This window comes from Pseudoalteromonas pernae (assembly GCF_039831865.1).
Classification (GTDB): Bacteria; Pseudomonadota; Gammaproteobacteria; order Enterobacterales; family Alteromonadaceae; genus Pseudoalteromonas; species Pseudoalteromonas pernae.
On sequence record NZ_JBDODM010000001.1, the window covers coordinates 729,737 to 746,092 of the forward strand.

Consider the following 16,356-nt stretch of genomic DNA (forward strand, 5'->3'; position numbering starts at 1 on the left):
TTAAGTCGCACACCGAATCTGATAACTGGTTGTTTTTAATGATTTATTCCAGCTACAGTGTTCCCGCGCATGACTCTACTAATATGTTGATTAAAAACGGTACGTTAGGCCTGCATAATAACGTTGGCCTGTATAACTGCTGCTTCGCAGTCGCGCCTTCGAGTCCTGACCATAGAAAGTGCGAGGCTCCTCTTTGGTCAAATTGATGACCGACGCGGTGAATGACAGGTTGTCCATCAAGCTATAAGACGCATTCAAATCAACTTGCTGATACGGTTCTTGATACACAGTTAAACCATCAGCCAAACCTAACGCGGTTTCGCCGCGGCGGTTGTAAGACGCGCGCACGCTGTAAGTGTCGTTCTCGAAATACACAGAGAAGTTGAACTGGTTATCCGCACTACCTACGAGAGCTGATTCACCCACCTTTTCGCCGTCAACACTGACATCTGCTTGGTTAGTATCATTGAGGGTGTAGTTGGCATTGATACCAAAACCATTGTCGAACGCATGCTGGGCGAATAATTCGATACCTCGTGAGGTTGCGTTAGTCCCGTTGGCGGTGGTGGTAAATGGTGTAACCGTGATATCACCTGCAGGAACAATCACTTCACCAGTATTGGGGTTGGTGAACCCTTCGAATGGACGCACAGAAGTGATAATCAAAGGCACGATAAAGTTATCGACATCTTTGTTAAACAAAGCAATACCAACCGCTGAACCATCGCCGTAATAGTATTCCGCGCTAAGATCGGTTTGCACTGATTCATATGGTTTGAGGTCTTTGTTACCGCCAGAGCCTTGCCAACCTTGGTCGACTGGGTTTCCACGGAACTCTAAGCGGTCATCGGCCCATTCTTGTGAGATAAAGGTCAATTGTTCAGGCGCGCCCAAATCGTTGTATGGTGCGCGCGACATAGTCTTCGCCGCGGCCGCACGAATAACGAGTTTGTCTGTTGCGTCCCACACCAAGTTTAAGCTCGGTAAAAATTGGTGATCCGTTGATGTACGACCGTTTGTTGTCTCAACATCAATCAAGCGGCGATCGCCTAGGATATCTTCTTGTGTCACGTCGTCGATATCATCAAGGAAGTAATTGATTTTATCTGACGACATAATGCTGGTTTGTGTCTTCACATAACGCACACCCACATTACCGCGCAGGCTTTCGTAAGAGAAATCAGCTTGCACATAAGCGGCTGTGATTTTCTCCTCGATGTCGAACACGAAATCAGGCTCTTTGCGGGTCAGTTTTACGTATTCACTGGTTACCACATCGCGGTACTTATCCCAATCTATCGTCGGCATCACGTTAACACTAAAGCCGCCAGGGATATTGCCTTCTGATTGCTGGTTGAGCACATCTTCAAGACGTGGCATTCCGCCGATCCATTGATAAGAAACCTCGTCAATTGCACCTTGACTAAATGGGTCTAACTCACCACTTTCAACTTGTTGTGCGCCCTCTGGGGTAATGAAGAAAGTATTATTGGTTTCGCGGTGCAACGTAGTTTTTCTATGTTTTACACCGAAACGCAGCGTTTCTACCCAACCAGAAGCGATATGGTAGTTGAAGTCCAATTGTCCGTAGTCTTCTTCAAGATCGCTGACAATATAACTAGAGCCTGTTGAGCCCGGATCTGGATCGCCTGCAACACCGGCCAGTAAATTGTCCATCAGAGCTGGATCTGCGTACAGAGAAACACGCTCCCCCAAGCGCCAACCCGCGTAGGCTGCCGCGTTTTCCACAGCACCAGAGTCGCTACGCCCAGCGGGTTGGCCACTTTTGTATGCTGCACGCCAAGACTCAGAGGGACCACCACTGGCTTCTGTATGACCCAACTTGCCCGATAATTCAAAAACATCGCCAGCGTAGTCAAAACCGAAGTTATAAGTATCTGACGTATCCTCTTCTAGGGTGTAACTACCGATGATCCAAGGGAACTCCATGTTACCCTCAGTGCCACCAGCGCCCGTGGTAAAATCCATACCCGTTACAATCGTGCCACTGTCGTCTAATTCGACACCAACCAAATGATTGGGATTGTATTTCCACTCAGGGATCCACATTTGCGATGTAGTTCTGTCTTGACCAAGTTGGAAGTGGAAGTAGTTCGCTGTGAGCTCAAGGTTTTCCGTAGCAAGCCATTGCAACGTGGTTTGAATACCTTGGCGCTCACGCTTTTCTTCGGTAACGCCAACACCAGCAACTTGCGGCGCCCACACACCGTCATAGACATTGCCGTAAGCATCTTCAAGTGCAGCAAATCTGCGTGTACTGTCGGTGATTTCATTGCCTTGGGTGTCCACAGCTGGCAAATCAGAACTTGTTGCCCAGCGCCAACCACCACCGCCACTCATATCCCCGCCTAATGAGCGATTGGTACGGTCTTGACGAGAATAGCCAACCAGCATACCGAAGTTTTCATTGTCGTTTTTCCATGAATATACGCCGCTGAAATTAGGTTCATATTTTTCACTGACATCAGCGTAAGTGTATTCGACATTGAATGCACCGGAATTCGCCTCCATATCAAGTGGCTTACGGCTGTTGATAATAACCGTACCACCTACACCACCCTCATCGAGGCGAGCTTCTGATGATTTAAATACCTCAACAGATTGCACCATAGTCGATGGCAATAATGAATAGCTGAACGAACGCGAGGGGGAACCCGGAGATGAGGCGATAAAGTTACCGTTTAGCTGCGTGAAGGTAAGGTCAGAAGACAAACCTCGGATACTGACATTTTCACCTTCACCACCGCTGCGAGAAATAACCACACCGGGAACACGCTGCAATGAATCAGCCACGTTTTTGTCAGGAAATTTACCAATGTCTTCAGCGGTAATTGCATCAACAATAGCGTTCGAAAGGCGTTTAATCGCCATGTTTTCCGCCATTGACGCACGAATACCACGCACTTCAATGGTTTCCATTTCCTTTTCTTCTTGCTCTTGAGCTTCTTCAGCAGCAACGTAACTGGCGTTACACGCTGCCACCAATGCTAAAAATAATGCAGACTTTTTAAACCCCAAGGTGTGAAACGCACCTCGTCGGTTTTTATTATTGTTGGCCATATTAGTCTCCAGGTTCTCTCATGTGTGTCACTCGCTGCCATATACGCTATGTGCATGCGAGAAATTTCGCTTACTTGCTATTCCTGAACCACATATCAAGGTTAATAGGTTGTAAAACTTAAAATCAGCATAGGGTCATGCCCTTCAAGGGGGATAATATAAATTCGGTGAGCACTAAGACAAAATCGGCGTTTAGATTAAAAAAAGATCCATTTACCTTTGACCTAGTTTATAGTTCAGCGCATCAAAAAGCGCTTACACGCAGATAGAACAAAAAACCTAACAATCTGATTATATTAAAATAAATTAAAATTTAGATATCGGTAAGTTAGAAGTTCGCTTCATTGTCTAGCCGCACTTAAAAAAGAAATAAAAATGGGCAATAGTAAAATTCTTGAAGTTTGTATCAACGCAGACAACCTTGTTGCATTGCATCAAAATATATCTACAGCATGTGAATACGGTGCAAAACGCATTGAACTTTGTGCCAACATGCATTTGGGTGGTACGACCCCAAATGAACAAACAATCAAGACGGTGCGTGAATTAATGCCTAACAACACAGAGTTGTTGGTCATGATTCGCCCTCATGCGAACTCGTTCGTTATGAGCGGTGAAGACATTACCATTATGGCAAAGCAAATTGAGTCCGCCGCTTCTGTTGGCGCGACAGGCGTGGTTCTTGGCACTCTCACCTCAGCACAAATAATTGATACCTGCGCACTGTCACACTTGCTAGCAATCGCACGCACTCACAACCAAAAAGTGACCTTTCATCGTGCTTTTGATGCCTGCTGCAATCAACTTACTGCACTGAATACCTTGATTGAGCTAGGCGTTGAACGCGTTCTGACCAGCGGTACTCCTTGGCAAAGTGATTTAGATGCGTGTTTGGGTGTAGAAAATATAAAAGCCTGGATGAGGTGTGCCCAAGGGAACATTGAATTTGTTATCGGTGGAGGGGTATCACCGAGCAATGCAGCACAATTATGGCAACTCAAAACAGAGACTCAATTGCCATTGTCATTACACAGCTACAGCGGGGTATTAGATTACACCGGACGGATATCACACTCAGCAATAGAGGCTATCTTAAATGCATAAAAATCAACTCTATGGTCGCAGTGAGGCGCTGTATCTTGGCATCGACGGGGGCGGCAGTAAATGCAAAGTACGTCTGGAAGATAGCAGCGGTTTGGTACTCGCAGAAGCAATTTCGGGGCCGGCCAATATAGCTACGTCCGTTGAACAAGCACAGCAATCTATCTACGATGCCGCGGTGTGCGCCCTCATGTATGCAGATATACCCATCAATAAACTAAATACCATCCATGCCTATGCCGGTTTAGCCGGTGCCAATGTGCCATCTGCCCTTTGCAAAATGCGCCAGTGGCAGCACCCGTTCGCAACGCTCGAAGTAACAACGGATATGCATATAGCCTGCGCAGGAGCCCACCAAGACCGCTCAGGTGCCGTTATCATCATTGGTACTGGATTTTGTGCAGGTGTCATCAAGGATAACAAGGTCATTGAATACGGTGGACACGGCTTGTTACTAAGCGATGGCGCCAGTGGTGCTTGGCTTGGACTTAACTTAGTCAGGCATACGTTAGAAGTACTCGATGGCTTAGCCAAGCCCTGCGCACTGAGCAATGCCCTGCTGCACTACACCCAATGCCATTGTAGCGCAGAGTTAACCGCCAAATGTATTGATGCAAAACCGAGATACTTTGCCCAATTTGCGCCTTTGATCTTTAGCCATGCCAGCTCGCCGACTGGTATAAGCCTATTGGCCAGTGCCGCCCAATACGTAGCACGGTACATCAATTACTTACAAAAACTAGGTTATGCCGATATTTGTTTAATGGGCGGCATCGCAGACGCGTTGGCGCCTTGGCTCGATGAACAAGCTCGAAAAAGTTTGGTGGATATCAAAGACACACCTGAAGCAGGCGCCATATATCTTCTGCACCAGCTCGACGAGCGAGACTAGTTGTCGATAGTTTCGCGTAACTTTGATGGGATATCACCAAATAATCGTTTGAATTGCTTACTAAAATAGCTTGGTTCAGAGAAACCACACTGATATGCAATTTGCGACACGGGTAACTGAGTTTCCACCAGCAACTTACGCGCATTTTCCAACCGCACTTCGTTGATGTACTGATTAGGGGTTTTTGCTAAGTGCTTTTTAAAACGCCTTTCTAAGGCACTGACGGACAGATGCGCCAGCTCTGCGAGTTCTTCGATGCCGATATGCCGATGATAATGACTACGAATATATTCCACTGGCGCTTCGATTGCTTTTACGTGTGAAAGCGCTTTAGACGTCTTTTGTAAGTGTCGTGTGACCCCATAGGTGCCAATAATTTCACCCTGCTCATCTTTGAGCACATGTTTAGACGTTGAAAACCATCCTAACTCACCGTTGTCGGTGTAGTTTAATTCTAATCGGTCAGTCACCACGAAGCCTTGAAGCACTCGCTTATCGTCATTCACATATTGAAAGGCCAAATGCTTAGGTGAGAAATCAAAGTCAGTTTTAAATAGGATTTGGTCCAACGATTTAAATCCCTGATGCTCAATAAAGTGTTGATTACCATGTAAGATTCTACTGTTGGTGTCTTTCACCCAAAAGAGAATGTCCGGAATTAAATCAAATGCCGCAATCAATTGATTTACGCCAACTTTATTCAAAAATTCACACCGTTCCATAGGTTTGTCTACAGTCTAACAAAAGGCTTGGTATTTATATTGTAAACGCCGATTTTGTTGCATTGTCAACCGAATTTTTATTACCGCAACAGGCACTCTGTTCCCTATTATCGATAACAATATGTTAACTAAACTCAGAACAACCGTGTTTTTAACCGTGTTCCACACCAGTGTTTTATAACTGTATTTAAAGGAGTGTTGGATGAGTAATAAACGAGTTCGCATGGCGATGGTAGGTGGTGGTGAAGGAGCATTCATTGGCGCTGTACACCGAATCGCTGCGCGTCTAGATGGTCACATCGACCTCGTTGCTGGTGCCTTTAGCTCAGACCCAGCACGTTGCTTAACTACAGGCGCACAACTGGGCCTGTCCCCCGAACGCTGTTACCCTGATTATCAAAGCCTATTGCAAAAAGAGGCACAACTTCCTGCGGATATCCGCGCTGACTTCATTGCCATTGTCACCCCAAATCACTTGCATTTTCCTGTTGCAAAAATGGCCATTGAGCAGGGTTTTCACGTGCTATCAGACAAGCCGGCAACATTGTCATTGAGAGAGGCAAAAGAGCTTGAAGCTGTGCTAAGTCAGCACTCGAGCCTGTATGGTCTAACCCATACTTACACTGGCTACCCCATGATCAAAGAAGCGAAACATCGCGTGGCAACGGGGCAATTAGGTGAAATTCGAAAAGTTGTGGTTGAGTATTCTCAAGGCTGGCTATCTCAAGCGACTGACGAACAAGGCAAGCAAGCCAAGTGGCGATTAGACTCCAGTAAGTCGGGGATCAGCTGCTGTATGGGCGACATTGGTGTTCATGCAGCTAATTTGGCTGAGTACGTTAGCGGCTTAGCTATCACTGAGCTCTGCGCTGATTTAAATCATGTGCTGCCAGGGCGTGCACTTGATGACGACGGCACTGTGCTGCTGCGCTTCAATAATGCCGCCAAAGGCGTTTTGATGGCAAGCCAGATTGCTGTAGGGGAAGAAAATAACCTGCGTTTGCGAATCTATGGCGATAAAGCGAGCCTAGATTGGTCACAAATGGAACCAAACAGTCTCTGGCTGCGCCCACATAACACTGCTGCGACTTTACTTCGCGCTGGCGTGGGTGAACTTTGCGATGCCACTATGAAAGCACTGCGCACACCTGCTGGGCATCCTGAAGGATACCTTGAAGCCTTTGCCAATATTTATAGCAACTTCGCTGCACAAATTACTGCCTTCAAAGCGGGAGACACTGCGACTAACGAAGCGTTTGATGTACCGGGCATTCATGATGCTTTGCGTGGTATGGCATTTATTACCAATGCCGTTGAGGCGTCAACACACGACACCAAATGGCACCCTTTTAAAATGGATCTATAACCAATGAAACAAATTAAAGGACCCGCTATTTTTCTTGCGCAATTTGTGAGTGATGAAGCGCCATTTAATAATTTACCAAATATTTGTGAGTGGGCAGCAAGCTTAGGTTACAAAGGCATACAGATACCAAGCGGTGACAAACGCTTATTTGACTTAGAGCAGGCAGCAAATTCACAGGAATACTGCGATTCAATACTCGCAACTGTGAATGATGCAGGACTTTCAATCACAGAGCTATCCACCCACTTGCAAGGTCAGTTAGTGGCCGTGCACCCAGCCTACGATGAAATGTTTGATAACTTTGCGCCGGACGAAGTTAAAGGTCAGCCACAAGCTAGGCAAAAGTGGGCAACTGAACAATTGAAAATGGCAGCTAAAGCGAGTCAGCGTTTAGGTCTTAAAAGTCATGCGACCTTCTCTGGCTCCCTACTTTGGCACACTATGTATCCTTGGCCACAGCGTCCTCAAGGATTGGTTGAGCAAGGGTTTGAAGAATTAGCTAAACGCTGGCTCCCCATTCTTGATGCGTTTGATGAAGCGGGTGTGGATGTCTGTTACGAGCTCCACCCAGGTGAAGATTTGCACGACGGTGTCACCTTTGAGCGCTTCCTCGCTGCGACCAATAATCACCCGCGTGCGCACATCCTCTACGATCCCAGTCACTTCGTCTTACAACAGTTGGACTATCTGCAATTTATTGATATTTATCATCAACGCATCAGAGCCTTCCATGTGAAGGATGCTGAGTTCAACGCCAATGGCCGCAGTGGTGTATATGGCGGCTATCAAGATTGGTTATCTCGTCCAGGGCGTTTCCGCTCACTGGGTGACGGCCAAGTCGATTTCAAAGCCATTTTCAGCAAATTGACCCAATACGACTTTGACGGTTGGGCGGTGCTGGAATGGGAATGCTGCTTGAAACACCCTGAATCAGGTGCTCAAGAAGGTGCCACGTTTATCGCTGAGCATCTAATCAGGCCCACAAATAAAGCCTTTGATGATTTTGCTGGCGCAAGCGCCGATAGCGAACGTAATAAACGTATTTTGGGCCTTAACTAACGCAGGAAACACACTATGGAAAATAATCATAATAATCGCCTTGTGTTCCGACTTTGCTGTATTGCATTGGTCGTGACCTCTATGACCTTCGCGATTCGCGCTGGCATTCTTGGCCAGCTCGGTGAACAGTTTGCCCTAAGCGATACAGAGCTTGGCTGGGTCAATGCCATGGCGTTTTTAGGCTTCCCAATTGCGACTATGGTTGGCGGCGCCATTTATAACGCCATTGGTGCGAAGAAATTAGTTGCTCTTGCCTTTGTTTGCCACTTCGCCGGTTTGGTGATGACTATTTACGCCGATGGTTTCTGGGCGCTGCTGCTGTCTACGTTCTTAATTGGTTTTGCCAACGGTTCGGTGGAGGCTGGGTGTAATCCGCTTATTGCTGAAATGTACCCGAAGAATAAAACCACCATGCTTAACCGATTCCATGTTTGGTTCCCTGGTGGCATTGTAATTGGTGCATTGGCGTCAAGTGCTATGACATCGAGCGGGTTTAACTGGCAGTGGCAAGTGGGCCTAATCATCATCCCTACCATCATTTATGGTTTAATGATGTTCAAAGCACAATTCCCGCAATTCGATACCCGCACACACTCAACGTTGAGTAATTTGAAGAACTTATTCTCACCTGTATACCTTTTCTTAGTGGTGTGTATGACTTTAACAGCAACCACAGAGTTAGGCACTCAGCAATGGATTGAGCGAATTCTAGGTGCCTCTGGCGCATCACCGATGATGATCCTCGCGTTAATCACAGGTTTGATGGCTATCGGTCGCTTTTTTGCCGGTCCGATTGTGCATAAATTTAACCCAACAGGCGTGCTATTAGGCTCTGCTCTATGTGCAACGGCCGGTATTTTCGTGATGAGCCAAGCAACAGGCAGTATGGTGTATGTAGCAGCTGTACTATTTGCCATCGGTGTGACTTACTTCTGGCCAACCATGTTAGGGTGCGTGGCTGAATACACGCCAAAAACCGGTGCGCTAGGCATGTCGCTAATCGGCGGTGCTGGCATGTTCGCAGTGAGTTTGTGGAATCCTGTTATTGGAAGCTGGATTGACGCTGCTCGCACGCAGGCACAAGCCGCAAATCTTGACGCACAACAAGCAGATCTATTAGCGGGTCAAGCAGTACTTGGCAACATTCTGTTGTTCCCCACCATTCTGATTTTCGCCTTCTTAGGCTTCTATTTTTATATCAAAAACAATAAGGGCGCTCCAACACACGCCCAAGTAGCAACAAGTAAAGAGTAATAGGGGTTTCACACTATGAAAAATTCTATCAAAGCCCTACCGTTAATGTTAGCTCTAAGCTCCACGGCCTGTGCGTGGGCGCAGGAAAACCAATTGACGCAACAAGAGCAACAAGCCGGTTGGCAACTGTTATTTGACGGCAAAGATATGTCGCAGTGGCGTAACTTCAAAGGCGAAGGCCTAAATGAGCAGTGGCAAATTGAGGGCAACACTATGACTCTCACCGCAGGGGGCGGCGGTGATATTCTGACCAAGAAAAGTTACCAGAACTTTGAACTGCAGTTACAGTGGAAAATCGCCAAAAAAGGTAACAGTGGCATTTTTGTGCTAGCGGATGAAAAAGGCAGTGCCATCTACTCACATGCACCAGAAATTCAAATCCTTGATAACAAAGAGCACCCAGATAACAAAATTGACTCGCACTTATCGGGCTCCATTTACGATTTATTCGCAGCACCTAGCTCAGCCCACAAACCAGCAGAGCAATGGAATGATGTGCGTATTCGTTTAAATAACAATCACTTGGAAGTTTGGCAAAACGGTGTCAGCACTACCAGTATCGTGATAGGCAGCACCACATGGGATGCGCTGGTGAAAAACAGCAAGTTCGCCACATGGCAGGGTTTTGCACAGGGGCAACAGGGCCACATCGGCTTGCAAGATCATGGTGATCGCGTGTGGTTCAAAAACATTAAAATCAAGGAGCTGTAGTGATGGCTAAATTTGATCATAAAGTGCTGGTAGTCGGTTCAGGTGCCGGTGGTGCCATGGCAGCTTACACACTGGCAAAACTGGGCCATAAAGTACTCATGCTTGAAGCAGGACGTAATTACGATCCAAAAACTGAAAGCCCTATGTTCAAGCGCAACAGTGAAGCGCCGTTAATGGGTGCTGGCAATAAAGATAAGAACTTTGGCTTTTATGACGCTACAGTTGACGGTGGCTGGCAAGTGCCCGACGAGCCCTATACCGAAGCCCAGGGTACAGACTTCTATTGGTGGCGAGCACGCATGCTAGGCGGGCGCACCAATCACTGGGGACGTTACTCATTACGTTTCTCCGAGCATGATTTTAAGGCAAAAAGCCGCGACGGTCATGGCGCTGATTGGCCGTTCGAATACGAAGACATAGCACCTTGGTACGATAAAACCGAAGCTATCGTTGGTGTGTGCGGCACCAATACGGGCCTAGATGATATGCCACCTTCTTCTGAAGGCATTTTGCAGCCACCACCAAAACCTCGTGTACCAGAGTTGCTTGTAGCCGCCGCAGCGAAGAAGTTAGGTATTCCTGCAGCGCCGATGCATCGTGCTGTGCTCACCCGCCCTATCGATGATCGTATGGCATGTTTTTATGCAACCCCCTGTGGCAGTGGTTGTTCTATAGGTGCTGCGTTTCAAACCACTACTTCTTTGATTCCTATGGCTAAAGCAACAGGGAATTTGCAGGTGATCACCGACGCTATGGTGAAGTCTGTGAACGTCAACGACGATGGTAAAGTGACGGGGGTTACCTATGTGGACAAAAATACCATCAGTGAACATGCTATTAGTGCAGATGTTGTTATTTTGGCTGCGAGTGCCTGTGAATCGGCACGTATCATGTTGAACTCTAAATCAGCGTCACACCCTAACGGTGTTGCTAACTCCAGCGGCCAAATTGGCAAAAACCTCATGGATTCAACCGGTGCTTGGCTCGGAGCGCAAATTCCAGCGCTAAAAGGGCGTCCTCGTTACAACGAAGATGGACACACCGCTAATCATCTATTCATCCCATGGTGGGGCCACAAAGCGCAAGCAAAAGGTGAGCTGGACTTCCCTCGAGGTTATCACTTCGAAATCAGTAGCGGTTTTGGTCAACCTGGATCTGGTGTATCTGGCGATAAGCAAGGATATGGCCCTGAACTTAAGCAACAAATTCGCGATGCTTATGGTTCATATGTTGGTTTTGCATTACGCGGGGAGATGCTGCCAAACAAAGATACCTACATGGAAATTGATCCTGAAGTAAAAGATAAGTGGGGTATCCCTGTGTCTAAGTTTCATTTCAAATGGTCAGACAGAGAACTCAAGCAAATCGAACATGGCCTAAAAACAGCCAAACAAATCCTTGAAACAATGGGTGCAAAAGTGGGCGAATTACCACCTGCCGAAAAAGCAATTTCAAAAGGTGGTGAAATTATTCACGAAGTGGGCACGACTCGTATGGGGAGCTCTCCAGCAGAGTCGGTAACAAACCAATGGGGCCAAACATGGGATTGTGACAATCTCTTTGTAATGGACGCTGGCGTGTTTGCATCTAACCCGCACAAGAACTGCACGCTTACAATAATGACATTAGCGATGCGCAACTCCACTTGGCTCAGCGAACAAATCGGCAAAGGAGCGTTATAATGCATCATCACGACAGAGACAACGCCTATCAATATCGTTCTGGAATGACTCGCCGAGAGTCACTAAAATGGCTTGGCTTATTAGCTGCGGGTTCTGCTGTAACTGTAACGGCTGGCTGCTCCAAAGCACTGGATGTGACTGAAACAAGCAACGCAGGCCACTGGCCTGACTTAGACCTAAAACCAATAACGGCGCCAGGTTATGGGACTGATCCCAATTTAGTCATTCCACCGCAGTCACCTTGGCCACTCACTTTAAGTGCCGCTGAGCTCACTTTGGTCGCGGTGTTAGCGGATTGGATTGTGCCGCGTGAGGGTGAAATACCATCAGCCTCAGAGCTACAAGTTCCTGCTGTGATTGATGAATGGGTCAGTGCACCTTATGAAGGACAACAACGCGACCGAATAAAAATTTTGAATGCGCTCGCTTGGATTGACGATGAAGCCAATTTACGCTTTAAAGCGAAATTTGTGGCACTGAACAAAACACAACAGCAAGCTATTATTGATGACATAGCTTACTACTCAGACAAAACCCCTGAGCAATTTAAGCGTATTGGCAAAGCATTTTTACGCTTTAAAGAGTTAGTCTTGGGTGCATTCTTTTGCTCTCCAGAAGGATGCAAAGACATTGGCTACCTTGGAAATGTGCCTATTGCTGGCGACTATCCAGGGCCAAACGACGAGGCCAAAGCGCATTTGGCTTTAGTGCTCGACGAGCTTGGGCTCAGTGAATACGCCTATCAAGACTAACTACTCGTTTTGTGAGCCCATTAAGGGCTCACTTTATTGGACACGCTATGAGACAACATCTATTTGCGCTGGTAATTACCTGCATATTGGCATTGCCTTCATTTACCCAAGCACACACAAGCGACTCCTCTGCTCCACTTGTAAGTGTGCAACTTTGGTCAGTTAAAGAAGCATTAAAAGAGGATTTCCACGGTACCTTAGGTGCCCTCGCTGATATGGGGTTTGATGGCATTGAGTTTGCGGGTGATTACGGCCCGTATGCAAACAATCCGAGTGAGTTAAAAAAGGTGCTTGATCGTTTGGGGCTTAAAGCCAGTAGCGCACACGTTGGCTTTGACGCGCTTAATGACAAGAATATCGCTAACACGCTTCTATACTTTAAGACATTAGAAGTAAAAACCCTTTACATTCCCTGGGATGAACGAGCGTGGGATAGCAAAAAAGTAGCGCAATTCACCCAGCAGCTCACTGCTGCACATCACCAAGCACGGCGCTTTAATATGGAGATCGGTTTTCACAACCATGAGCGCGAGTTTGAGCCATATAGAAATAAAACTTTTTGGCAGTACATCGCTGCGAATACGCCGGATTCTCTGCCACTGCAACTCGATATTGGTTGGGTACACTATGCCAAACAAGACGCCATCGAATTGATCAAAGCCTACCCGCAGCGAATTCGCTCTGCGCATTTAAAAGTGGTGGCCAAGGACAACGCTTTGAGCCCCATTTTGGGCAACAACGGTTTTGCATGGGAGAAAATCATTACTTCCTTGATCAAGGATGGTCACACACAATGGCTGGTGGTGGAGCAAGAGCAATATCCACAAGGTTTGACACCGATGGAGAGTGTCGCAGCCTCCAAGGAAAGCTTAGAACCAATTATCAAAACGTTAGCCAAGTAACTAACGTATAGAATCAGGTGCGTTTTTCAGCGGGTGTTCCTACCGGTATTCACATAAACTCCTGTTGAGAAGCCACCTTTTATTTCTTAGTACGCAACAATCTTCCAACCCACTATACTGATATTAGTGATTGGAGTTGCGAAATGAGTCAGAAAAAAGCCTTTTACCGCGTACACGATAACGTGATTTACATGTCATTTAAGCCCGCGTGTTTGACTTGCCCATCAAACGAAACACTTTCAGTCCGACTTCACAATATGCCAGCAAAAGTCATCTCACTGAGCTCCATTCGAGTGCAAGGAAAGCCCACAAGAAAATAATAACAGAATAGGTGATTACGCCTCTCTGAAACCACATTACACATTTATTGCAAAATACCGAACTATACTTTAAGTAGGTTTACCGTCGCTTTGTCCTCGACGTAAACAAAATCGTGAACCTCTTAGTCCACGCCAAAATAGGGCAAAGGAGGTCTAAATCATGAATAAGGTCACCTCTTGTGTAGTTGGAATTCTGTGTTATCTGGTGGGGTTAGGCGGTTTAAGTGCGTTTATGCTGTTTATGGGTGGCTGGAGTTTCCTTCCGATTCACATAAACTCTCGCCCTATTGCGGATAATACAATCACCGCAGTCACGCTTAACTTTGTGATTCTGATGTTATTTGCTCTACACCACTCGTTTGCTGCGCGAAGCGGCTTCAAAGATAAACTCACTGAATATATCTCCCCGGCTCTCGAGCGCAGCATATACGTTCTCGTATCTGGATTATTTATGTTCGCGTTTTGCTTGCTCTGGCAGCCACTATCTGGTGTGGTGTGGAGCACACACAATGAAGTGGCAACTATACTCTTGCGTGCATTGCATGTGTTTGGTTGGCTCTTTTTAGTCGCAGCGACATTCGAAATCAACCACTTTCATTTAATGGGACTAAAGCAAAGTATCTCGATGAACCCTAATGAAGGGAACCAATTTAAAGAAGTGTTCTTATACAAAATCGTTCGCCACCCTATTCAAACTGGAATTCTATTGGGAATATGGGCGACTCCCTACATGAGCATGACGCAGTTTATGTTGTCTTTGGGATTCACAATCTACATTTTTATCGGCTTATATTTCGAAGAAAAATCTCTCATACAGCGCTTTGGAGATGTCTACATGGATTACAAAAAACGAGTCCCTGCGGTGATCCCATTTTTGAAAATGCCCTAACCTATTGTGTTGGTGTGCATCATTTGAGTACGTCGCTTTGCTCAAATAGTGCATACCGTCGATGGGTAGCACGACTTAAATAATAGTTCAGCGGTATGATAAAAATAACGAGCCATTGAACGTGGGCATAACCCCAATCAAACACTGAAAATATCGCTAACGACAATTCGAAAGCTTCAAGTTGTGGTATCACAAATATACTCAGCACGATCACTGGCAATAGTACGATTGCTAAGAGAAGCTGTATCAGTGTTGAAAAGCCAAGCACTGACGCATAAAACAAATAGATGTTATCTACTCTCTTTATCTTGGCGTAAATAAAAGGGATGGATAGAGCGAATAGTGGAGCGATTAAAATTAAAAAATCCATCATTGGTGATATAGCTCCTTAAATATCTTTTTTAACAAAAGCACTGCCCAACAAGATAAAGAAAAGAGGCACCCACCAACCAAACCAAGAACAAAAACACCCGATGCAGGTACTAATATGCATATAGCAAACACTGCATAAACAGTGACCCCGTACACGAAAAAACGAGCATAAATCATGACAACTCCTTTTGTATAAATACGCCACTCTCATATAAAATTTTTGGCAGTAAAACACTGCCATGTGTCATCAACTAGACACTGAAATAGTTCACTCTAAATGAGCCTCATTGCCACTCATAAAAGCGAGCAACTTCTCCCCACGACTCTGCAGAACAGTCACTTCACTAAGTGGTGCTTCAGTGCAATGGCCACTTAGAGTTTAAACTACCTTAGTTACACATGAGGTAACTAAGTATGGAATTGTTGAAATAATCAATGTTCTTTACTAGTTTTATTTAAATTCAAAGTGATTGCTCTAACTAAATGGATAAAATTTATAATCTTAATGACACTGGGACGTGTTCACTGCTCCAAGCTGCATATTTCACAATGAGCGTAATTGTAGGTGGATACCTATTGTCTTTGGCTTATCAAAATGAAGGCAATGTATCTTTATTGACATTAAAGCAAGTGTTAAGTGGCAATAGCAATATTTCAGCTATCTTCTCAACTGACAACAGAGCTAACCCTGGGTACGAGATTAGGCGCAGAACAACTCACTTATACAAAGTATCCAACTATACAGAATTTGCGTTAGATGATGAAACTCGTTACTTCTCACCCGAACAATCTATAGGCTTACCCGGTTTGTTACTTCATTTTATGTTTACTATCAATAATGGTGATCCCAACAAAGTAATTAATCATTTAAATAGAACTTCACCTCATAGGTACTCGTTATTACAAGAGTTGGTGCCTTTCAATTCTAGTTGGGATGATTTTTCTTATTTTTGGGTGGCTAAAGGTGATGTATCGGTTGTGATAGAAAAGCCACTTTTAAAGCTAGTGAAAGATGGGAAACAAGTCTTAAACCCTGCATCTATACTGGAAACATTTATCCAACTATACAGCTATGAGGAAGTAAAGCTGATTATGGCTACGCGTGGCTGGCTTCATAAATTCGATAACAAAAGATTGCAGCATTACAATATTATTTTGGAATACGACGATACAGGAAAATTCCAAAAAATGAGTTACAGATAAAGATAGAAGCTCCTATCTAAGCATCTATTTTTACCCAAACACCTTTTAAG

At 45.6% G+C, this 16,356-nt stretch carries 13 protein-coding genes; 11 read left to right on the forward strand and 2 right to left on the reverse strand.

The window, feature by feature from the left end:
• Nucleotides 1–90: 90 nt before the first annotated feature.
• On the reverse strand, nucleotides 91–3,081 hold the full coding sequence (locus V1358_RS03145; protein WP_347392556.1) for a TonB-dependent receptor: 2,991 nt from the start codon (nucleotides 3,079–3,081) through the stop codon (nucleotides 91–93).
• A gap of 375 nt (nucleotides 3,082–3,456) precedes the next feature.
• On the opposite strand from V1358_RS03145, the gene V1358_RS03150 reads away from it, so the two are divergent.
• Together V1358_RS03150 and V1358_RS03155 are read left to right on the forward strand one after the other, a co-directional pair.
• Entirely contained in the window at nucleotides 3,457–4,185 is a 729-nt protein-coding gene (locus V1358_RS03150; RefSeq protein ID WP_347392557.1) for a copper homeostasis protein CutC, read from the forward strand.
• On the forward strand, nucleotides 4,178–5,074 hold the full coding sequence (locus V1358_RS03155) for a glucosamine kinase nucleotide-binding domain-containing protein (protein WP_347392558.1): 897 nt from the start codon (nucleotides 4,178–4,180) through the stop codon (nucleotides 5,072–5,074). The genes V1358_RS03150 and V1358_RS03155 overlap by 8 nt, the downstream gene beginning before the upstream one ends.
• On the opposite strand, the gene V1358_RS03160 is transcribed toward V1358_RS03155, so the two are convergent.
• On the reverse strand, nucleotides 5,071–5,796 hold the full coding sequence (locus V1358_RS03160; protein WP_347392559.1) for a helix-turn-helix transcriptional regulator: 726 nt from the start codon (nucleotides 5,794–5,796) through the stop codon (nucleotides 5,071–5,073). The two genes, V1358_RS03155 and V1358_RS03160, sit on opposite strands and share 4 nt — an antisense overlap.
• A 202-nt stretch (nucleotides 5,797–5,998) precedes the next feature.
• Here V1358_RS03160 and V1358_RS03165 point away from each other — a divergent pair, with 202 nt between their 5' ends.
• The 9 genes from V1358_RS03165 (at nucleotide 5,999) to V1358_RS03205 (ending at nucleotide 16,306) form a co-directional block, all read left to right on the forward strand.
• The gene (locus V1358_RS03165; protein WP_347392560.1) at nucleotides 5,999–7,162 is read left to right on the forward strand and encodes a Gfo/Idh/MocA family protein; all 1,164 of its coding nucleotides are present in this window, start codon (nucleotides 5,999–6,001) and stop codon (nucleotides 7,160–7,162) included.
• 3 nt (nucleotides 7,163–7,165) lie between these two features.
• Nucleotides 7,166–8,221: a sugar phosphate isomerase/epimerase family protein gene (locus V1358_RS03170; protein WP_347392561.1), complete on the forward strand. Its 1,056-nt coding sequence runs from the start codon at nucleotides 7,166–7,168 to the stop codon at nucleotides 8,219–8,221.
• Between the two features lie 15 nt (nucleotides 8,222–8,236).
• Nucleotides 8,237–9,475, forward strand: a complete 1,239-nt coding sequence (locus V1358_RS03175; RefSeq protein ID WP_347392562.1) for an MFS transporter — start codon at nucleotides 8,237–8,239, stop codon at nucleotides 9,473–9,475.
• 15 nt (nucleotides 9,476–9,490) lie between these two features.
• A complete protein-coding gene (locus V1358_RS03180) occupies nucleotides 9,491–10,186 on the forward strand; it encodes a 3-keto-disaccharide hydrolase (protein ID WP_347392563.1) in 696 nt (231 codons plus the stop codon).
• Nucleotides 10,187–10,188: 2 nt separating this feature from the next.
• The gene (locus tag V1358_RS03185) at nucleotides 10,189–11,868 is read left to right on the forward strand and encodes a GMC family oxidoreductase (protein ID WP_347392564.1); all 1,680 of its coding nucleotides are present in this window, start codon (nucleotides 10,189–10,191) and stop codon (nucleotides 11,866–11,868) included.
• Nucleotides 11,868–12,620, forward strand: coding sequence for a gluconate 2-dehydrogenase subunit 3 family protein (locus V1358_RS03190; protein ID WP_347392565.1), 753 nt, complete (start codon nucleotides 11,868–11,870; stop codon nucleotides 12,618–12,620). The genes V1358_RS03185 and V1358_RS03190 overlap by 1 nt, the downstream gene beginning before the upstream one ends.
• A gap of 47 nt (nucleotides 12,621–12,667) precedes the next feature.
• Nucleotides 12,668–13,522 carry a sugar phosphate isomerase/epimerase family protein gene (locus V1358_RS03195; protein WP_347392566.1) on the forward strand — a complete coding sequence of 285 codons (855 nt, stop codon included), beginning with the start codon at nucleotides 12,668–12,670 and terminating at the stop codon, nucleotides 13,520–13,522.
• A 480-nt stretch (nucleotides 13,523–14,002) separates the two neighbouring features.
• Entirely contained in the window at nucleotides 14,003–14,731 is a 729-nt protein-coding gene (locus V1358_RS03200) for a methyltransferase family protein (protein ID WP_347392567.1), read from the forward strand.
• Between the two features lie 855 nt (nucleotides 14,732–15,586).
• Nucleotides 15,587–16,306: a hypothetical protein gene (locus V1358_RS03205; protein ID WP_347392568.1), complete on the forward strand. Its 720-nt coding sequence runs from the start codon at nucleotides 15,587–15,589 to the stop codon at nucleotides 16,304–16,306.
• Nucleotides 16,307–16,356 lie beyond the last annotated feature (50 nt).